The following is a 19,918-nucleotide window of genomic DNA, read 5'->3' as shown; positions in this document are numbered from 1 at the left end:
TTGCGGCTCGCCAGTGCCCGGTCGGAATGCCCGGGTCGTCCTCTTCAGATGATCGGTTCCAACGGGGCGTGGGCCGGGCCAGGTGGGAGGCGCGCCCATGGGCGCGCCTCCCCGTCCCCCGCGGCCCCTCTCTCGTCGAGATCGGTCGGAAGTGAACCGATCTCGGCGAAGAGGGCTGCAGGGGCTGCGCGGGCCGTGCCGAGGGGGGCGCCGGCCCCGCTCGCCGTCCACGGAATCGATCATCTACGCCGACGTCGGGTCGTCTCCGCGCAGCCGGTTGAAGACAGCCGGCTCACTCGGGGGGCGTGTAGGCGACGAGGCTGCCGTCCTCGACCGCGATAAGCAGGTCCGCCCGCACGACCTTGACGCGGGTGCGGGACCCGTACAGCGCGTCCCCCTGGGGGACGACGCCTCCCCGGTCACGATCGATAATGCGCACCTTGCCTCCGAAGTCGTGGCTCAGGACGAGGTAGCGCTCATTCGCCGTCGCAGTGAAGTCGAACTCGTACATGAGCGAGGACCGCGTGGCGTCATCCGCGCCGGTGAGCGGCTGTCCGTTGAGCGTGCAGGAGCGACTGTGGCAGCTGAAGGCTATCGAGGCCCAGGAGGTCCCTCCCAAGGTGAAAGTACTTTTGTACTGCTCGACGGTGGGCAGCCCGGAGTCGGAGTCTGTCAGCAGCAGTGTCAGCATGTTCTGGACAGAACCATAGGTCTCTATCTCGGTGCCGTCCGGCTCCAGGGCGGTGACCGACCGGGGAGCGGCGCCGAGCTGGAGCCATCCGTCCGCGGCAGGAACAAAATGCAGGTACTCGCCGCCCTCCTCGTCCGGCCGGGTCTGAATGCTCCCGTCTGCCAGTGACACGAAAGCCACGGATTCCTCGGACGAGAATGAGCCATGGACCTCTGCCAGGGCGTAGCCGGTGTGGGTGTCCCCGGTGACGGCAGTCCTGTTGAAACGAGGACGGGCGGTTCCGGGGAAGGCGACCGGTCCCCAGCGCTGGATGAGGGCTCCGCCGTCGAGGTCCCAGCCGGTGCAGGCAGGGGAGGGCCTTGTCGCGCAGGTGATGATGAGGTCATCCGTGACCAGGGATGCGTAGGACGACGCGCCCCAAGGGGCATCCGTGGTCTCGCCGGTGGCGGGATCAATGAGCTGACCGCCCAGAACGAGGGCCGAGGAGGTCAGCGCTGTCGGCTGGCCCGCGGATGTTGTCGACCACAGTTCCTGGGGTCGGCCGCCGGCGAGGCTGTATCCGCGCAGCCGTGCGTTCGCCCGCTCCCCGGGAACCCAGTCATAGACCACGACGTAGTCGCTGTTGGCGTAGATCTCGACCTGGGCGTCAGCGCCCAGGTCGAGATCGGTGCTCCATGCCTGCTTCCACGAGTCTCTCGGGCCGACAGAGGGTGCGGGGGACGCGGTGGAGGCGGATGCGGAGGGCTGAGGAGCGGCGGCGGCCCCCGTCGACCGCGTGTCTCCCGCTGCGTTCTGCTCACTGTCTCTTCGGAGACGTGCGAGTGCGCCGACCGCGACGAGCACGACGACGAGGGCGACGGTGGTGGCGATGAGGAACGCAGATCTCCGAGTGAGGCTCCCGAGCCACGTCTCCACGCGGTTCGGGCGCCGCGGCGGTTCGGTGCCCGACGGCGGTTCGGACGGGTCGAGCGTGCCTGTGCGCGCCACCCTGCCCGGGCGGTGGAACGGGGATGAGCCGGAGACGCCGCTCGCCGGCCGGGGCGGGCGGACAGAGGACGATGCGCCGGGGGGACGGATGCCGAAAGAGGGGCGTCTCACAAACAGAAGCATGATCCATTCGCCCGGCGGCTCGCCACCTTCTACTGCAGCGTCTTTCAGCACCTTCACGTGCGCCGGACCGGTCGAGGCCTGTGGTGGATCCCGCAGGTGCGCACGGGCACTGGGAAGGGGCGCAGTGGTTGACGGTGGTGATTGTCTGGCATGATGGCGTGGTTGTGCGGCCGTGTGCGGTCCCTCTCCCGGGCGTGGTCGTGCTGGTAGGCGTGCGTCGAGGGACTGTTGCTTGACCCCACCGGTAGGTCGGCGCGCGCTGTCGTCTACCGTGTCCGGAAACCGTGTCTGGAAGTCAGGAGCTGTACTCAAGTGGCAGTCAAGATTCGTCTTAAGCGCATTGGCAAGAAGTTCTCGCCCGTCTACCGGGTGGTGGTGGTCGATGCGCGCAAGAAGCGCGACGGGCGGGTGATCGAGGAGATCGGCCTGTACGACCCGGTGCAGGAGCCCTCGCTGATCCGCATCAGCTCGGAGCGGGTGCGCTACTGGCTGGGTGTGGGCGCCCAGCCGTCGAACACGGTGCACAACCTGCTGAGGATCACCGGGGACTACCAGGCGTTCAAGGGCCTGCCCGTTCCCGAGGGCAGGCTGCGGGTCAGGGACGAGGCCGCGGTGGCGGCGGCGCGGGACGCGGCGGTGCGCGAGGCGGCCGATGAGGCCGAGAGGCTCAAGGCCGCCTCGGCCGCCCGGGTCGAGCAGGCCGGGAGCGCGGGGCGGGCCGACGGCGCCGAGGGGGCCTGACAGGTGCTGGCCGAGGCGCTGGAGCACCTGGTGCGCGGGATCGTGGACCGCCCCGAGGACGTGACGGTGGTCTCCCGGTCCCTGCGCCGCGGGGACCTGCTGGAGGTGCGGGTCAGCCCCGACGACCTGGGGCGGGTGATCGGCCGCTCGGGCCGCACCGCCCGGGCCCTGCGCGCCGTCATCGGGGCCCTGGCCGACGAACCCGTGCGCGTCGACGTCATCGACACCGACCGCCACTGACACCCCCGCATCTCACCGGCACCGGCCCACCTCCGCACCGAGACCGGTTCGAGGCGCCGGGCGCCGCCGGCTGCCACCAGCCCCCGGCCGCCCACCGTCGTCGTCACCACACCAGCCGCCGGGCTCACGCCGCAGAACCGCGGGATTGCACCGGTTCCCCACGGCGTTCGGGACCGTCGGTCGTCCCAGGGCGCGTGGGGCGATCGCTTCTCCCGCCCCGGAGCCGGTCATTGAGGCGGCCGGCTCCGGGGCGACCGGAGCAGCCAACAGGCCACACGGACCGATCTCGAGCCGGATTGCGACCGATCTCGGCGAGAGAGGGGCGGGCCAACCCGGCGGGCCGACCCTCCTCGCGGTCGCGCGCGGTAGGTTTGCCCCGTGCTGCTCACCGTTGCCGTCATCGGACCCGCCCACGCCCTCAAGGGCGAGGTCCGCCTCGACATCCGCACCGACGACCCCGAGGGCCGGCTCGCCCCCGGCACCAGCCTGCCGGTGCAGGCGCCCCAGGGGCACGCCGGCCCAACCGGCTCCGCCGGCCCCGTGCCTGATCACCTGACCGTCGCGCGCCTGCGCTTCGACGGCGCCCGCTGGTTCGCCCGCTTCGAGGATGTCCCCGACCGCACCGCCGCCGAGGCCCTGCGCGGCGCGCGCCTCATGGTGGACACCGATGCCGCCGATGGCGCTGGCGGGACCGGCGGGGCCGACGATGACGCCTGGTACGCCCACGAGCTCATCGGCCTGCAGGCCATCCGAGTTGCCTCCGAGACCCCGCCGGACAGCGCCCCCCAGCACCTCGGCGAGGTCGTCGACCTTGAGCCCGGCATCGCCCAGGACCGCCTGGTCGTGCGCACCCCGGACGGCGAGAGGGTCGCCGTGCCCTTCGTCGAGGCGCTCGTCCCCGAGATCGACCCCGACGCCGGCACGGTCACCCTGGACCCTCCCGGCGGGCTCTTCCCCGGCGTCGGCCAGACCGAGGAGGCCCGCTGATGACCCGGGCCCCCGCGGCACCCGGCGCCCGCCCCCTGCGCCTCGACGTCGTCACCATCTTCCCCGACTACCTGAGGGCGCTGGACCTGTCCCTGATCGGCAGGGCCGCCGGCACCGGCCTGATCGACCTGCACGTCCACGACCTGCGCGAGTGGACCCACGACCGCCACCGCACCGTCGACGACACCCCGCTGGGCGGCGGCGCCGGCATGGTGATGAGGCCCGACGTGTGGGGCGAGGCCCTCGACACCGTCCTCGGTCTGCCCGCCGGCGCCCCGGCTGTACCGGATCGACGACCCGGCCGACAGGTTCTGGTCGTCCCCACTCCCTCGGGCGGGCTGTTCACTCAGCGCACCGCCGAGGACCTGGCCCGCGCCGACCGGATCGCCTTCGCCTGCGGACGCTACGAGGGCATCGACGCCCGGGTCGCCGAGCACTACCGGGCCGCCGGCATCGAGGTGCACGAGCTGTCCATCGGCGACTACGTGCTCAGCGGCGGCGAGGCCGCGGCCCTGGTCATGATCGAGGCCATCGCCCGCCTGCGCCCGGGGGTGGTGGGCAACCCCGCATCCGTCGTCGAGGAGTCCCACTCCGAGGCGGGCCTGCTGGAGTACCCCGTCCACACCCGGCCGGTCGCCTGGCGCGGCCTCGACCTGGCCGCCTCCGACCCGCACCTGCTGTCGGGCGACCACGCCCGCATCGCCCGCACGCGCCGCGACCAGGCCATCGCCCGCACGGCCGCCCGCCGCCCCGACATGATCGCCCGCCTGCGCCCCGGGGACCTCGACGCCGAGGACCGCGCCGCCCTGGCGCGTCACGGCTGGGCGGTGCCCGTCAGCGCCTGCGGGCCGGTCGAGCTGGTCCTGCGGCCCGCCCGGGCCGAGGACGCCCGGGCCCTGGCCGCACTGGCGGCGCGCACCTTCCCCGACGCCTGCCCGCCCTTCCTCTCCGGGGAGCAGATCGCCGCCCACATCGCGACCAGCCTCACCCCCGAGCGCTTCGCCGCCTGGCAGGCCGACCCGCGCGCGGTCCTGACGGTCGCCGAGCTGCCCGGCGGGCTGGCGCCGGGCAGGCTCGCGGCGGGCGCCGATCCCGCCGACGCCGTCGCCCCGGGAGAGCTCATCGGCTACAGCGCCGTGCTCGCCGAGTTGCCCGGCCCCGCGGGCGAGTCCGTCGCCGGGCTGGACCCGCGGCCCGCCGTCGTCGAGGCCCCTCCGCGCGCCAACGGCTCCGCCGCCCTGGCCGCCGAGCTGTCCAAGGTCTACGTCGATGCCCGTCTGCGCTCCTCCGGCGTCGTCGCGGCCCTGCTGGAGCGGGCCGTCCGCGATGCCGCGGCCCTGGGCGCCACGGCCTTGTGGCTCGGCACCCACGAGCGCAACCGCCGGGCGCAGAGGGCCTACAGGCGGCGCGGCTTCCGACTGCTCGGATCGCGCACCTACGACGTCGGCGGACAGACCTGCCGGGACGTGGTCATGAGCCTTAACCCGCAGGAGGTCCACTATGAGCAGCACTGAGAGCATCGATAGCACTGAGAGCACTGAGGACGTTGAGACGACGGGCGCAGCGGGCGTCGGCGCGCCCGTGCACGCCGCTCCGGGCACCCGCTCCAGGCGGTCGCACAGCCTCAGCGCGTGGGAGTCCCACCCGTTCCTGCGCAGGCTGCTGACCCTGATCGTCATTCTGGCGATCATCGCGGTCGTGCGCAGCCTGATCGTGCAGAGCTACACCATTCCCTCGGGGTCCATGGAGGACACCCTCCACTCGGGCGACCGCATTATGGTCACCCTGTACGACGCCGACTCCGTCCAGCGCGGCGACGTCGTCGTGTTCACCGACCCCGACCACTGGCTGACCGACCCCGAGCCGACAGGTTTCGCCCGCGTCGTCCAGGACGTGCTGGTGCTGCTGCGGCTCCTGCCGCGGGAGGCGGGGCACCACCTCGTCAAGAGAGTCATCGGGATGCCTGGCGACCATGTCGTCGCCGACGGCACCGGGCCGGTGAGCGTCAACGGGGTCGTCCTGGACGAGCCCTACCTCAAGCCGGGCCGCTCCGGCTCGGACGTCGCCTTCGACGTCACCGTCCCCGCCGGCTACGTGTGGGTCATGGGCGACAACAGGTCGAACTCGGCGGACTCCCGGATGCACCAGACCGACGCGCACGGCGGCTTCGTGCCGGCTGGCAACATTGTCGGCATCGCGAGATTCGTGTACTGGCCCGTCGGGCGCTGGTCCGGCCTGGGAGACGGGCGGGACGCCTTCTCGCACGTGCCCGCGGCGACCTCGATTCCACCCGCAGCGCCCACCGCTGTGCTGAACGGGCCGTGAGGCGGAGGCCGCCCGCAGGGCCGCGAGGGCGCAGGGGCCAGTGAGGTCGGGCACTTGCGCCCCGACCGTCTCGCAGCGTGACGACGCGCTGTGGCAGACTGACCCCGCCTCCGGGCCTCGGACGCCCTCTGCCACTGGGGAAGGTGTTCACGCGCAGGATCCGCGGGCGATCGAGAACGGTGCGGCCACTGCATCGGGTCCGTCCCGAGACGAGTCGCGGCACCTCTGACCAAGCGCCCATGACCAGTGGCACGAGCGTGGAGAGAACAATGACCAACCTGATCGACCAGATCGACGCCGCCTCGCTGCGCGACGATGTGCCCGACTTCCAGCCCGGTGACACCCTCAAGGTGCACGTCAAGGTCGTCGAGGGCAGCCGTACCCGTACCCAGGTGTTCCAGGGTGTCGTCATCGCCCGCCAGGGCAAGGGCGTCTCCGAGACCTTCACCGTCCGCAAGATCTCCCTCGGTGTCGGAGTCGAGCGGACCTTCCCGGTCCACACGCCCACCGTCGAGAAGATCGAGGTCGTCACTCGCGGTGCCGTGCGTCGCGCCAAGTTGTACTACCTGCGCAAGCTGCGCGGCAAGGCGGCCAAGATCAAGGAGCGCCGCGAGCACTGAGGGGCGCCCGCTATGCTCTCTGGTGACGCCCGGGGCCTCCGGGCCCGGGCGTCACTATCCTTATCATCGGGGCGTCACGGCCTCGTCATGCACATGCACCACCTCGGAACAGGAGCACGGTGACCTCACCGCAGGATGATCACGAGGAGCTCGAGCCCGACGTCGACGGCGGCGGAGCATCGACCTCTCCCAGCAAGGAGCAGGCCGACAAGGCACCCGCGCCGACTGTTTCCGAGGAAGGGACGGTGCGGCGCCCGAGCGTGCGGGAAGGCGGCAGGGCTGCGATGCCCGATGATGCGAGGCACGAGGCGCCCGATTCGGTGGCTACTCCTGCTGAGCCCGGGCCGGAGCCCGAGGCGTCCGGGCCGGTCGAGGCCGAGCCTGAGGAGGCTGGGCCGGTCGGGACCGAGCCTGAGGCGGTGGTGGAGCCGGATTCCGGGCCGGAGCCCGGGGTGGCCGGGCTGGTGGAGGCCGAGCAGGCTGTTGCTCCTGCTGGGTCCGCGGTCGGATTCGCGGGGGCTGATACGGCGCAGACGCCCGCCGAGCCGGTGGATGACGAGCCCGCGGCCGAAGAGGACGAGTCTTCTGCGACGGCGGAGGCCGGGTCGGCCGGCTCCGGGGATGAGTCGGTGGCCGGGGCCGTGAAGCCCGAGCCTGCGGCTGCTCCCGCCGAGCCGGCGGGGCCCGATTCGGTGGCTACTCCTGCTGAGCCCGGGCCGGAGCCCGAGGCGTCCGGGCCGGTCGAGGCCGAGCCCGAGGCGTCCGGGCCGGTCGAGGCCGAGCCCGAGGAGGCTGGGCCGGTCGAGGCCGAGCCTGAGGCGGTGGTGGAGCCGGATTCCGGGCCGGAGCCCGGGGTGGCCGGGCTGGTGGAGGCCGAGCAGGCTGTTGCTCCTGCTGGGTCCGCGGTCGGATTCGCGGGGGCTGATACGGCGCAGACGCCCGCCGAGCCGGTGGATGACGAGCCCGCGGCCGAAGAGGACGAGTCTTCTGCGACGGCGGAGGCCGGGTCGGCCGGCTCCGGGGATGAGTCGGTGGCCGGGGCCGTGAAGCCCGAGCCTGCGGCTGCTCCCGCCGAGCCGGCGGGGCCCGATTCGGTGGCTACTCCTGCTGAGCCCGGGCCGGAGCCCGAGGCGTCCGGGCCGGTCGAGGCCGAGCCCGAGGCGTCCGGGCCGGTCGAGGCCGAGCCTGAGACGAGTGCGGTTGAGCCGGCCGAGCCCGGGCCGGGGGAGACCGAGTCGGCTGAGCCGGGTGTCGCCCCGGCCGAGTCCGAGCCCGTGAAGACGACGCCCGCCTCCACTGCGGATGCCGAGGACGCCGAGGCCGGCGACGCGGCCGAGGGCCCTGACGATGCCGGGGCGGAGGTGACGACGGATGCCGAGGCGCCTGCGGATGAAGGCGCTGACAGCGAGGGGTCCGAGGCCGAGGAGCCTGTCGACCTGCCGCCCTCCTACCCGCCCACCCGGCGCCCCCGCCCCCTGCCGATCCCCGGGCAGGAGGAGGACAGCGCCTCGGAGGCCCGGCCGCGCCGCAGCTGGCTGTCCACCATCGTCGTCGTCCTGGTCGTCATCGCCCTGTCCGCCTTCATCAAGACCCACATCTATCAGACCTTCGAGATCCCGTCCGGCTCGATGGAGGACACCCTGCAGACCGGGGACCAGGTCGCCGTGCGCATGTACGACGCCCACAGCATCCACCGCGGAGACGTCGTCGTCTTCTCGGATCCGGGCGGCTGGCTCGACGCCAAGGACCCGACCGGGCTCCAGGGGCTGGTGCGCAACGGCCTCATCCTGACCGGACTGCTGCCCAAGAACTCGGGACACCACCTCATCAAACGGGTCATCGGCGTGGCCGGGGACCACATCACGGCCGACGGCACCAGCGCCCTGAGCGTCAACGGCGTCCCGCTGGACGAGACCTATGTCAGGCAGGGCTCCGCCCCGTCCTCGGTGCCCTTCGACGTGGTCGTGCCCGAGGGCTGCGTCTGGGTGATGGGGGACAACCGCTCCAACTCCTCGGACTCCCGCTTCCACCAGGACGACCCGCACGGCGGCGCAGTGCCGGTGACGGACGTCGTCGGCGTGGCCACCAATGTCGTGTGGCCGGTGGGCCACTGGGACTCGCTCGACGACGGGGAGGCGGTCTTCAAGGGCGTCCCGGACGATCCCAGTTGACCGCACGGCGGCTCCGCCCCGACCGCGCCGTGGAGGCAGGGCTCCTCGCGTGCCACGAGCTGGTCGGCGGCATGGACGAGGTCGGCCGCGGCTCCCTGGCCGGTCCGGTGACCGTCGGCCTGGCCGTCGTCGGACGCCGGACCCTGGACGCCTTCCCCACGACCCTGGCCGACTCCAAGCAGCTCACCCCCCGCCGCCGAGAGGCCCTGGTGGAGCCGTGCTGCGCCTGGCTCCTCGACTGGGCCGTGGCCCACGCCGCGCCCGCTGAGATCGATGCGCTCGGCATCGTCGGAGCCCTGCGGCTTGCCGGACGGCGGGCTCTCGCCCGGGTGGCCCTGCGCAATCACCTGCCCGGAGCGATCATCCTCGACGGCACGGCGGACTGGCTCACCGAACCGGGCCCCGACCTGCTCGGCTCCCTCGCCGGGAGCGCCGATGCGGGCGACACGGCGGCGGGTGGCGCACCTGCCCTGCCCGCTCGCCTGACTCCTCCCGTGCGCATGGAGGTCAAGGGGGACGCCCGCTGCGCCGTCGTCGCCGCGGCCTCCGTCCTGGCGAAGGTCGAGCGCGACGGCCTCATGGCGGACCTGCCCGACCCGGGCTACGGCTGGGCGGCCAACAAGGGGTACGCCTCCGCGGCCCACATCGCGGGCCTGGCCCGCCTCGGCGCGAGCGACCAGCACCGCCGCTCCTGGCGCCTTCCCGGGCTGGACGCCTCCGCGGATGCAGCGCGATGAGCCTGCTGCCGGGTTGTGATCTGCTTGTTATCGGTACGCCATCGGCTGAGTGCGACGCGCCACCGGTGCCTGCTCTGGCCGCACAGCCTGGACGGGCATGATGGGTCAATGAGCGCTGACGACCTCGAGTCCTACGAGAACGACCTGGAGCTGGACCTGTACCGCGAGTACAGGGACGTTGTCTCACTGTTCTCCTATGTCGTGGAGACCGAGCGCCGCTTCTACCTGACCAACGCCGTCGACGTCCAGGTGCGCACCAACGGCGGCGAGGTCTTCTTCGAGCTCAGCCTCGAGGACGCCTGGGTGTGGGACATCTACCGCTCGAGCCGCTTCGTGAAGTCCGTCCACGTCGTCACCTTCAAGGACGTCAACGTCGAGGAGCTCACCAAGCCGGAGATGGATATCCCCTCCTGACCGCACGGCCTGACCGCGCCGCGATCATGGTGTGTCCCAGCGCACGTCTCAGGGCTGCACGGTGCTGCCCGTGCGGGTCCTGCCCACCGGGCTCGACGGCGTCGTTCGCGCGATCCCCCTCCCGCCGCGCACCCTGGTGGCGGAGGTGATCCCCGTGACCACGACACCCGCCCCCGGGCCCGCTGCTCGGTCCGTCGCGGCCTCCGGGCGCGCGGCCGTCGGCCGACGCGGCGAGGACATCGCGACCCGGTACCTCGACGACCGCGGCTGGCGGGTCCTGGACCGCAACTGGCGCCCCGGGGCCGGGCTGCGCGGCGAGCTCGACCTGGTGGCCCTGGAGCCCGTGTCCGGGCGCGCGCCCGCCCTCGTCGTCGTCGAGGTCAAGACCCGCACGACCCTGAGCGCCGGGCCGCCCGCCGCGTCCGTCGGCGCCGGCAAGCTCGCGCGCCTGCGCGTCCTCGCGGCCGCCTGGGCGGCGCGCCACCCCGTCCCCCACGGCGGCCTGCGGCTCGACGTCGTCTCCGTGCTCCTGCACCCGGACCGGCCCGCCGACCTGCGCCACCACCGCGGGGTGGGCGCATTATGAGCCTGGCGCGCACCCTCGCCGTGACGCTCACCGGCCTGGAGGGCCACCTCGTCGACGTCGAGGCCCACTCGGGCCCGGGCCTGCCCGGCTTCACCCTCGTGGGACTACCCGACGCCGCCGTGCGCGAGTCGCGCGAGCGCGTGCGGGCCGCCCTGACCGTCTGCGGCGTCACCTGGGGCGAGCAGCGCCTGACGGTCAACCTGTCCCCGGCGGACGTGCGCAAGACCGGCACCGGATTCGACCTGGCCCTGGCCCTGGCGGTGCTCGGGGCGCGCGACCTGCTGCCCGGGCGCGCCCTGGCGGTGCTGGACCGCACCGTCTACATCGGCGAGCTCGGCCTGGACGGCTCCGTCCACCCCGTGCGCGGCATCCTGCCCGCCGTGCGCACGGCCGTGGAGGCCGGCGTGCCCGACGTCATCGTGGCCGCCTCCGCCGCCCGCGAGGCCTCCCTCGTCCCCGGGGCGCGAGTGCGCGCGGTCGACCACATTGGCGAGCTCGTCGAAGACTACGGCGGCGCCCTGCCTCCGCGCGCCCGCGCCGTCGTCGAGCGGGCCCGCCGGCGCTGCGAGCAGCCCCGCGCCCCGCAGCCCCGCCCGGAGGGCGACCGCGTCCTCGACCTGGCCGACGTCGTCGGGCAGGCCGAGGCCCGCCACGCCCTGGAGGTCGCCGCCGCGGGCGGCCACCACATCCTCCTGGTGGGCCCGCCCGGCGCCGGCAAGACCATGCTGGCCGAGCGCCTGCCCTCGATCCTGCCCCCGCTGAGCGACGAGGACGCCGTGACCGTCACCTCCCTGCACTCCCTGGCGGGCACCTTCGACCCCGAGACCGGCCTGCTGACCGCCCCGCCCCTGCGGGCCCCGCACCACACCGCGACCAGGGCAGCGGTCATCGGGGGCGGCAGCGGCACGCCCAGGCCGGGCGACGTCTCGCTGGCCCACCGCGGGGTGCTCTTCCTCGACGAGGCGCCGGAGTTCCCAGGCGGTGTCCTGGACTGCCTGCGCCAGCCCCTGGAGACCGGCTCGGTGACCATCGACAGGGTTGGCGGGCGGGCGGCCTTCCCCGCCGCCTTCCAGCTGGTCCTGGCGGCCAACCCCTGCCCCTGCGGCAAGGGCGGGGGACGCGGACTGGAGTGCACCTGCACGTCCCTGCAGCGCAGGCGCTACTTCTCGCGCCTGTCGGGCCCGCTCCTGGACCGCATCGACATCCAGGTCGAGGTCGCCGCCGTCACCGCCCAGGACCTGTCCTCGGGCGGCGCAGGCGACTCCAGCGCGGCCGTCGCCGCGCGCGTGGCGCGGGCCCGTTCGCGCGCATCCCGCCGGCTCACGGACACGCCCTGGCGGCTCACAGGCCAGGTGCCGGGCTCCTGGCTGCGCTCGCCCGCCTGCGGGATGGACCCCGCCCTGCTGGCGCCGCTCATGGCCGCCCTGGACCGCGGCGACCTCACCCTGCGCGGCGTGGACAGGGTGCTCCGCCTGGCCTGGACCCTGGCGGACCTCGCCGCCCGCCCCGCCCCCTCCGCCTCCGACCTCGGGGGCGCCCTGGCCCTGCGCATGAGAGGAGCGCGCCCATGATCCCGACCGATCCGGCAGGCCCGGCAGGCACCGCTGACCCCGCCGGCCCAGCGAGCCCAGCCGATCCGGCCGTCCCGGCCGACTCCGCAGAGACAGCCACCGCCCTGGCCGCCGCGGAGCCCGCTGCCGCCCCGGACGAGCCGTCCGGTGCGGCCGAGCCCGCCCGCGCCGCCGTCGTCCCCGACCCGGCGCCGGGGACGAGCGGGCCGCGCCCGCGGCGCCGCGGGCTGCCCTACCCCGTCCGGGACGAGACCCTGGCGCGTGCCACCTGGTCCCGGCTGGCCGAGCCCGCCGACCACGCCGCCTGCGCCCTGGTCGGGGCCCTGGGCGCCGGAGCGGGGCTCGCCTGGCTCCTGGACGAGGCCCTGGACCGCGAGGGCCGGCCGCGCCCCGCGCCGCGCCCGCCCATTGCGCCGCGCGGCGACGCCGCCAGGGCCAGTGCCGCATGGAGCAGGGCGGCCGCGCGCTGGGCGCCCAGGCTGACCGGCCTGGACATCCGCCGCGAGCTCGAGACCCTGGAGCGGCTCGGCGGAAGCCTCGTCCTGCCCGGCGACCCGTGGTGGCCCACCGGCCTGGACGACCTGGAGCACCCGCCCCACTGCCTGTGGGTCCGCGGAGACCCGGCCCTGCTGGTGCCGGGCGACGGCGACGCGGTCAGCGGGGCGGACGGCGCGACCGGCGGGACGGCGCCGGCCTCCTGGCCCGACGCCGGCGCGCCGCGCACCCGAGCCGACCTGGTCGCCGCGGGCCCCGGCACCGGGAGGGCCCTGGCCCTGGTGGGGTCGAGGGCCTCCACCGAGTACGGGGAGCGCGTCGCCGCCCAGATCGCCTCCGAGCTGACGGCCCAGGGCGTCGTCGTCATCTCCGGGGGCGCCTTCGGCATCGACGCCGCGGTCCACCGCGGCGCCCTGCGCGCCGGCCCGACGCTGTCGGTGAGCGCCGGGGGAGTGGACCGGCTCTACCCGGCGGGCAACGCCGACCTGCTGCGCGCCGTCATCGACACCGGCGCCCTCGTCGCCGAGGTCCCTCCGGGCTGCCAGCCCGGCCGCCACCGCTTCCTGACGCGCAACCGCCTCATTGCGGCCATGGGCGGGGCCACAGTCGTCGTCGAGGCGGCCTGGCGCTCCGGGGCCCTGTCCACCGCCCGGCACGCCCGCGACCTGGGCCGCGGACTCGGCGCGGTGCCCGGTCCGGTAACCTCCATGGAGTCCGTCGGCTGCCACCGGCTGCTGCGCGACGGCGCGGTGTGCGTCACCGACGCCGAGGACGCCCTCGAGCTCGTCGTCCCCCTGGGCGGAGTCGATCCTGAGGCCACCCGCGCGGCCGCCCCCGGCAACGCCGGCGCCGGGCTGCTCGACGGGCTGACGGGGGATGCCTCAGTGGTCATGGACGCCCTGCCCGCGCACGGCTCGGCGGGTGTCGAGGCGCTGGCGCGGGCGGCGGGCCGATCGGAGCAGGAGGTGATCTCCGCGCTCGGACTGCTCGAGCTGTCCGGGCACGTGAGGCGCGACGGGCTGCGCTGGCGCCGACGCACCGACCGGTGAGGGTCGCAGCCACGTCCGCCTGCCGGTGAGGGACTGCGCTCGTCCGCAGGAGAGGGCCCGCCCGACTCGCACCGATGAAGGACCTGGGCCTTCGCCGGTGGCGCGCCCCGGACACTGTCACGAGGAGAAAGGGACGAGCGGCAGAATCTGCGCCGACGAGGCAGGCCTCCTCCGAGCCGGCCCCTTGCGACTCGCTTGACGGCGGTATGTCAGACACCCTGCTCACGGAGATACGTTGCCGGCCCGTTGCGAAGTGGTGCCATAGCCGGTGCGGCGACAATGGCGAAGAGCACAGCCCAGGAGACGAACAAGCCGGAAACCAGCATCTCAAGCGGCCATACGACGATATACTTGCCCGTTGCAGCGTGTGTCACGAGTGCGCAAACGACACCGCCAGCTGCAACTGGGATCAATGCTGTCAAGATAGCGGTGATCGACATGGTGAGGGTCTCTGCCGCGATCATTGCGTAGACCTGCTGCTCCTGCATGCCGCTTGCCTGAAGTAGGGCGATCTCGTGTCCTCGTCCGCGCGCAGAGAGTGCGATCACCGCTGCGCTTGTGGCGAGCATGGATACCGCGATGACGGCAACGATGGTCCAGACGTCGGTGAGATCGGTCGGGGTCCCCGGCTGTACGGTCTCGATGTATGACGTTACAGATTTAATGGCGCATAGAAGCAGCCCGATGCCTCCCATCCCAGCGGCAAGTGGGGCAATTGTCGTCACGCTCTGCGAGACGCGGTCCGCCGCCGACCGCGCGCCCAGGGCCGGCACGGGAAGCCTGGCGTGATCGAGCACCGTATGAATGACCCGCAAGACGGAGGAGACGATCTCAGGGCACAAGAGGTACACCGCAATAAGGGTACAGCCGCCGGCATCGACGGAGAGATTGAACATGGGGCCCGGGCCGATGGGTCCAAGCGTCTCAGAGAACCGGGCGGCGACGACAAGACCAATGCTGAGGAGGAGGAAGACGACACCGCCGCTGATACGGAGGAACCGCCCAGCGGGTTTGCGGCTGGCGGCGCTGTCGAGATGACGAAGGGCTGCGCTCGGTGGTGTCTGCGAGGCGCGACGTGCCGGGAGAAGGCCGCCGACGAGCGTCGTGGCGACAGCGACGGCGACTGTTACCGGCGGAGCCCAGACTGATAATGTGAAAGAAGGCAGATCGAGGCCGCTCGCAAATGCTTTATTAAATGCTGGGATCGCCCAGAAGCCAGCGATTGTCGAGACCACCGTCCCCAGGACCGCCCCGCATGCGGCAACGACGAGCAGGACGATAAGCGTTGCTGTGAACACGGTCGAGGGAGATGCCCCGAGCAGCAGCCACAGCGCATAGGTGTGTTGGGTCGAGTGAACCGAGGCTCTGCCGACGATCGTCAGACTTACCCAGGCGATGAGTGCAACGACGATGTAAATCGTGACTGAGAGGATCTGAAATTCTTCGACAGGTACACCTGCGGCCGTGACAGCGGCACGGAACCGCGGATCGCCTGTCCAGGCGAGCTGATGGACGCACAGGCCGATCATCGCCGTGATCACCGTGACGACTGCGATGGCAGGCGTCCACTGCCGCCACTCGTCAGCGAACATGCGGAAGACGTAGCGCTGCACCGTTCACGCCCTCAGCCCGGTCATCAGGCCCAACAGCTGCCGGCTGTTGGTTGCACCTAAGCGTTTAACGGTCCGACCGTCGTGCATGATGACAATGGAATCGGCCAGGGCGGCAGCCGAGAGGTCATGGGTGACCATGACGATCATCTGCCCCTCATTGGCCATACGACGCAGCGTTGACAGGACGAGCTGGGAGCTCTGCGAATCCAGGGCGCCGGTCGGTTCGTCGGCGAAGACGATGCTGGGGCGCAGTGCGAGAGCGCGGCACAGGGCAGTGCGTTGCTGCTCGCCGCCCGAGAGTGTTCTCGCAGGGGCCTTCCGCCGGCGCCCCAGCCCGAAGGCGTCGATCAGCTGATCTATCGCGTCGCGGGGGATGGCTACATGGTTGAGTCGAAACGGCAGTGAGATATTCTCCTCGACGCTCAAAAACGGAACAAGGTTGTACTGCTGGAAGACGAATCCGATCTCCTGACGGAGCATGCGCGCCCGCTGGGCTCGGGATTGCCGGTAGATATCGCGGCCGTTGAGCGCAACGGTGCCCGACGTTGGCTTGTCCAGCCCGCTGAGGCACATGAGAAACGATGATTTTCCCGAGCCGGAATGGCCTACCACGGCTGTCAGGCCGGTACCACGCAGCTCAAGGTCGCAGCATTGAAGCACCTCTGTCCTGGTCTGGCCCGTTGTGACCACCCGCTGTACTGCATGGGCGCTGAGCGTGGGCATTGAAACGGTCCTCATTATTTCCTCTACGTTTTCGTCTGCCGGCCATGATTTTGATGCAGACGGCGGAGCCGTCTCTACCCGCTGTGGTCACGAGTTGAGTCATGACCCCGGTCACGGGTTTCCGGGCGCGTACAGCCCTATACTGCGAGGCATGGGCTCTGGGCGCAGGAACATCGATCGCACCCTGGTGGCGCTCCAGGCTGTCGCCCTGTGCTGCCTCGCCCTGGCCGCCATCTTGCGCATCATCGACTACACGCGCACGGGCGAGCGACTGTTCATCGCGGTCACCTGGCTTGCGCTGGTGCCGATCATCGGGGCGCTGTGGCTCTTGCGCCCCAGGCTGGTCCAGTCCGGCCACGGGATCGCCGCGACTGCCGTTGCAGTCATGCTGGCCACCCCCGTTGCGGTGTTCGGGACCCTGGGCTTCACCCTGCCGGTCCTCCTGCTCGTCGTGGCGTTCGCCGTCGTCGATGTCTCGCCGCGCGCGGGAGTCCACGCCACGATCTGGATCTCCGCAGTGGGCTTCATCCTCCTGGTCTCGGAGCGGCTCGGACCAAGGCATACACTCGCCGCGGCCGCGGGCCGGGCGCTGGTCAACGTCGTACCGGCGGCAGTCGCCCTGTGCTTCGGAATCGTGCTGGGCATCGCCCTGCGCGGGTTCGAGCAGCGGCGGGAGGCCGACCGAAGAATCATCAACCGCCTGCAGCACGCCTCCGAGGTTGAGAAGGAGCTCCTCCTGTCGGACGAACGTTCACGCAGCGCCCGCGAGCTGCACGACGGGCTCGGTCACCGGCTGACACTCGTCTCGATGAGTCTTGAGCTGGCCGAACGCGTGCGATCAACCGATGAGGATCAGGCCTGGGAGGAGATCCGCACCGCGAAGAACACGGCAGACGAGGTGCTTGCCGAGATGAGGACCTGGGTCAGGGCCCTGAGCCCCGTCCGAGACGCCGCAGCGCGCGGGCTCGCCGCATTCGAGCTCATCGCGGAATCGTTCCGGGGCACCGGACTGACCGTTGACGTCAGCGGGGATGAGACGGCGGATCACGAGCTCGCCAACGATAATGGAACCGCTCTCCTGATGTATCGCGCTGTCCAGGAAGGGCTGACGAATGCGCTCCGGCACGGCCGGGCGCGAAGCGTCCACATCGAGCTCACCAGCCGCGATCGCCGAATCGATCTGAGTATCACCAACGACTTCGGCCGCGACGCCGGCGCGGACGCGCCCGACGGAGTACCGGACTTCGGTTTCGGGCTCAGAGGACTCTCCGATCGCGCAGCACAGCGCGGAGGACGACTTCGGGCGCACCGAGTAGGAGAGCTCTTCCGGCTCGAGATCAGCGTACCGTTGAGCAACCAGGCAGCGGGCGAGCGGCAGGACATCACATTATGAATGACGCGGAGTCCGTGCGTGTCCTACTGGTTGAGGACCAGCAGCTGATTCGACGAGGGCTGGTCATGCTGTTGTTAACCGTCGACGGCATCGAGGTAACCGCTCAGGCGAAGGACGGGTACGCGGCCCTCGACGCACTTGCCGACACAGAGGTCGACGTCATCCTCGCCGATGCGCGCATGCCGCGCATGGACGGAGTCGAGCTCGCCGCCCACTGCGCGCGCACGTATCCCCAGATCCCGGTCCTCATCCTCACGACCTTTGACGACGATGCGCTCGTGCAGGCGTCACTGTCCGCCGGCGCCTCTGGTTTCCTGCTCAAGAACACGTCTGTGGAGGAAGTCGCCATCGCTCTGCGCGCCGTCGTTCGCGGCGGAATGGTCATCGACCCGCGTGTCGCCCGTGCGGCTCTGCACGCCACTACGCCGACGAACAATGCGCTGGCAATCCTCACCCGCACCGAGCGCGTCGTTGCGGAGCTCGTCGCCAAGGGCCTGACGAACACCGAGATCGCGACCAGGCTCGTGCTGGCCGAGGGCACGGTGAAGAATCACGTCTCAGCGCTCCTCCGCAAGCTCGATGCGCGTGATCGTACTGCGCTCGCACTCACCCTCTACAAGGCGCTCAACGGGTAGACGGCGCACTACTCGCCCCGGGGCCCGGCCTTACCGTCGCAGAACCCGGGATAGCCTGCCCCCATGAGCGATCCGGTCCGGCCGCGCACCCGCGGCGAGCTGAGCGAGGCGTGGGCCCGTCACCTGTCGCTGCAGCGGGGCCTGTCCGAACACACCGTGCGCGCCTACCTCGGCGACCTCGCGGACCTGCTGACCTTCCTCGGCGTCGGGGAGGGCCCCGAGGAGCCGGTCGCCCTGGCCCTGGCCAGCCTCGACCTGGCCGACCTGCGCGCCTGGCTGGCGCAGATGTCGGCCTCCGGCGGCTCCCGGGCCACGATCGCGCGCCGCTCGGCCGCGGCGAGGACCTTCTCCGCCTGGGCGCACCACGGCGGCCTGCTCGCCGCCGACGTCGCCGCCCGGCTGCGCTCGTCCCGGGCCGACGGCCGGCTGCCGGCGGTCCTGACCGAGGAGCAGGCCCGGGCGCTGCTGGCGGCTGCCGCGCGCCGCGCAGAGGAGGTCGCGCTCCCGGCGGAGGGCGCCTCGAAGGAGGGCGGGCAGGGCGCTGCACGGGCTGTGGCGCTGCGCGACGTCGCCCTCCTGGAGCTCCTCTACGCCACCGGGGTGCGCGTCTCGGAGCTGTGCGGCCTCGACGTCGCCGACCTGGACCGCTCCCGCCGCACCATGCGCGTGCTGGGCAAGGGGGACAAGGAGCGCACCGTGCCCTACGGGGCGCCCGCGTCCAGGGCGCTGGAGGACTGGCTGGCGGTGCGCGGGCGTATCGCCCTCAGGGCGGCAGGCGGGGCGCTCTTCGTCGGGGCGCGCGGACGGCGCCTCGACCCGCGCGCGGTGCGCGACGTCGTTCACCGCGCGGCCGCGCTCGCGGGCGTGCCCGACCTCGGGCCGCACGGGCTGCGGCACAGCGCCGCCACCCACGTCCTGAACGGGGGGGCGGACCTGCGCAGCGTCCAGGAGCTGCTCGGCCACGCCTCCCTGGCCACCACCCAGCGCTACACCCACGTGTCGGCCGAGCGCCTGCGGTCGGTGTACGCCCAGGCCTTTCCGCGGGCCTGAGCCGGCTCTTCCTGACGGCTCTGACCGCCTGCCGACGCCCGGCCCGCCGGCCCGGCCGCGCTCACCGCCCGGCCTCCAGCGGCTTGAGGCGGATGACGGCGGGCCGCAGAAGGCGCAGCGGGTTGACGTAGCTCTTCGGTCCGGTGCGCGCCCCCCAGTGGAGCGCGTCCACCCCGTCGGAGCGGTGCCCCGCGACGAGCGTGCCGATGACCTGCCCGCGCGCGACAGCGTCCCCGGCCGCCACCGAGGGCTCGACCGGCTCGTAGGTGGTGCGGATCCCGTCGGCGTGGTCGATGGAGACCACCAGGCGGCCCGCGACCGCGCCCGCGAAGGCCACGGTCCCGGCGCCTGCCGCGAGCACCGGCGACCCGGCCGCGAGGGACAGGTCCACGCCCCTGTGCCCCGAGCCCCAGACCACCGCGGGCGGATCGAAGCCCTGAACCACCTCCGCGGGGGCGCCGGTCGGCCACCCGTAGCGGGGGCGCGGTGCGGGAGCCGGCGCCCGCGCGACGACCGCCGCGGGGAGGCCCGGGCTCTGCGCCGGCGCGGTGCCGGGCGGCGGTCCGGTGGCGGACAGCGGCAGCAGGCCGAGGGCCAGGCCCGCCGCGAGACGGCGGGCGCGGCGGCCCGGTGGCGGCCGGCGGCGCCGGGCCGACGACGACGGCGCGGAGGCGTGCGCGGTGCTCATGCCCATCAGGCTGCCCCGGGGGTCCCGGACGGCGCACCCGACGGCGTCGAGCCCCGTGGAGGGCGGTGCGCCCCGGGCG

19 protein-coding genes are annotated in these 19,918 nt (G+C 72.5%); 15 read left to right on the top strand and 4 right to left on the bottom strand.

All coding sequences use genetic code 11. From position 1 onward, the window contains the following. Positions 1-292: 292 nt before the first annotated feature. Positions 293-1,606: a hypothetical protein gene (locus AIF0345_RS10690; RefSeq protein ID WP_268918645.1), complete on the bottom strand. Its 1,314-nt coding sequence runs from the start codon at positions 1,604-1,606 to the stop codon at positions 293-295. Positions 1,607-2,113: 507 nt separating this feature from the next. On the opposite strand from AIF0345_RS10690, the gene rpsP reads away from it, so the two are divergent. The 12 genes from rpsP (at position 2,114) to AIF0345_RS10630 (ending at position 13,737) form a co-directional block, all read left to right on the top strand. Next, positions 2,114-2,542 (top strand): 30S ribosomal protein S16, encoded by a 429-nt coding sequence (rpsP, locus tag AIF0345_RS10685; protein WP_043563127.1) that lies wholly within the window; start codon positions 2,114-2,116, stop codon positions 2,540-2,542. 3 nt (positions 2,543-2,545) lie between these two features. Continuing rightward, positions 2,546-2,782, top strand: a complete 237-nt coding sequence (locus AIF0345_RS10680; RefSeq protein WP_285296148.1) for an RNA-binding protein — start codon at positions 2,546-2,548, stop codon at positions 2,780-2,782. 378 nt (positions 2,783-3,160) lie between these two features. After that, on the top strand, positions 3,161-3,769 hold the full coding sequence (gene rimM, locus AIF0345_RS10675) for a ribosome maturation factor RimM (RefSeq protein ID WP_268918729.1): 609 nt from the start codon (positions 3,161-3,163) through the stop codon (positions 3,767-3,769). Positions 3,770-3,804: 35 nt separating this feature from the next. After that, a complete protein-coding gene (gene trmD, locus AIF0345_RS10670; protein WP_268918730.1) occupies positions 3,805-5,283 on the top strand; it encodes a tRNA (guanosine(37)-N1)-methyltransferase TrmD in 1,479 nt (492 codons plus the stop codon). After that, positions 5,270-6,094 (top strand): signal peptidase I, encoded by an 825-nt coding sequence (gene lepB, locus AIF0345_RS10665; RefSeq protein WP_268918728.1) that lies wholly within the window; start codon positions 5,270-5,272, stop codon positions 6,092-6,094. Before trmD ends, lepB (AIF0345_RS10665) begins: the two co-directional genes overlap by 14 nt. A 269-nt stretch (positions 6,095-6,363) precedes the next feature. After that, entirely contained in the window at positions 6,364-6,714 is a 351-nt protein-coding gene (rplS, locus tag AIF0345_RS10660; protein ID WP_043564463.1) for a 50S ribosomal protein L19, read from the top strand. A 119-nt stretch (positions 6,715-6,833) separates the two neighbouring features. After that, positions 6,834-8,885 (top strand): signal peptidase I, encoded by a 2,052-nt coding sequence (lepB, locus tag AIF0345_RS10655; protein ID WP_285296147.1) that lies wholly within the window; start codon positions 6,834-6,836, stop codon positions 8,883-8,885. After that, entirely contained in the window at positions 8,882-9,622 is a 741-nt protein-coding gene (locus AIF0345_RS10650) for a ribonuclease HII (RefSeq protein ID WP_285296146.1), read from the top strand. The genes lepB (AIF0345_RS10655) and AIF0345_RS10650 overlap by 4 nt, the downstream gene beginning before the upstream one ends. A 108-nt stretch (positions 9,623-9,730) precedes the next feature. Then, positions 9,731-10,036, top strand: a complete 306-nt coding sequence (locus tag AIF0345_RS10645; protein ID WP_043560876.1) for a DUF2469 domain-containing protein — start codon at positions 9,731-9,733, stop codon at positions 10,034-10,036. A gap of 31 nt (positions 10,037-10,067) precedes the next feature. Then, on the top strand, positions 10,068-10,622 hold the full coding sequence (locus tag AIF0345_RS10640) for a YraN family protein (RefSeq protein ID WP_285296145.1): 555 nt from the start codon (positions 10,068-10,070) through the stop codon (positions 10,620-10,622). Continuing rightward, positions 10,619-12,193: a YifB family Mg chelatase-like AAA ATPase gene (locus AIF0345_RS10635; protein WP_268918724.1), complete on the top strand. Its 1,575-nt coding sequence runs from the start codon at positions 10,619-10,621 to the stop codon at positions 12,191-12,193. Before AIF0345_RS10640 ends, AIF0345_RS10635 begins: the two co-directional genes overlap by 4 nt. After that, positions 12,190-13,737, top strand: a complete 1,548-nt coding sequence (locus AIF0345_RS10630) for a DNA-processing protein DprA (RefSeq protein WP_285296144.1) — start codon at positions 12,190-12,192, stop codon at positions 13,735-13,737. Before AIF0345_RS10635 ends, AIF0345_RS10630 begins: the two co-directional genes overlap by 4 nt. Before the next feature lie 209 nt (positions 13,738-13,946). On the opposite strand, the gene AIF0345_RS10625 is transcribed toward AIF0345_RS10630, so the two are convergent. Both AIF0345_RS10625 and AIF0345_RS10620 read right to left on the bottom strand, forming a co-directional pair. Further along, on the bottom strand, positions 13,947-15,350 hold the full coding sequence (locus AIF0345_RS10625) for an FtsX-like permease family protein (RefSeq protein ID WP_268918718.1): 1,404 nt from the start codon (positions 15,348-15,350) through the stop codon (positions 13,947-13,949). A gap of 3 nt (positions 15,351-15,353) precedes the next feature. After that, positions 15,354-16,073 (bottom strand): ABC transporter ATP-binding protein, encoded by a 720-nt coding sequence (locus tag AIF0345_RS10620; protein ID WP_268918719.1) that lies wholly within the window; start codon positions 16,071-16,073, stop codon positions 15,354-15,356. 151 nt (positions 16,074-16,224) lie between these two features. Here AIF0345_RS10620 and AIF0345_RS10615 point away from each other — a divergent pair, with 151 nt between their 5' ends. The 3 genes from AIF0345_RS10615 (at position 16,225) to AIF0345_RS10605 (ending at position 19,151) form a co-directional block, all read left to right on the top strand. After that, positions 16,225-17,466 (top strand): sensor histidine kinase, encoded by a 1,242-nt coding sequence (locus tag AIF0345_RS10615; RefSeq protein WP_285296143.1) that lies wholly within the window; start codon positions 16,225-16,227, stop codon positions 17,464-17,466. Then, positions 17,463-18,101 (top strand): response regulator transcription factor, encoded by a 639-nt coding sequence (locus AIF0345_RS10610; RefSeq protein WP_285296142.1) that lies wholly within the window; start codon positions 17,463-17,465, stop codon positions 18,099-18,101. The genes AIF0345_RS10615 and AIF0345_RS10610 overlap by 4 nt, the downstream gene beginning before the upstream one ends. A 63-nt stretch (positions 18,102-18,164) precedes the next feature. Further along, complete coding sequence (locus AIF0345_RS10605; protein WP_285296141.1) at positions 18,165-19,151, top strand: tyrosine recombinase XerC; 987 nt, start codon at positions 18,165-18,167, stop codon at positions 19,149-19,151. 61 nt (positions 19,152-19,212) lie between these two features. On the opposite strand, the gene AIF0345_RS10600 is transcribed toward AIF0345_RS10605, so the two are convergent. After that, positions 19,213-19,839, bottom strand: a complete 627-nt coding sequence (locus AIF0345_RS10600) for a M23 family metallopeptidase (protein ID WP_268918723.1) — start codon at positions 19,837-19,839, stop codon at positions 19,213-19,215. Positions 19,840-19,918 lie beyond the last annotated feature (79 nt).

The sequence above is a fragment of the Actinomyces israelii genome (assembly GCF_030253495.1).
In the GTDB taxonomy this organism is placed as follows: Bacteria; Actinomycetota; Actinomycetes; order Actinomycetales; family Actinomycetaceae; genus Actinomyces; species Actinomyces israelii.
This window is presented reverse-complemented; position numbering and strand designations above follow the sequence as displayed.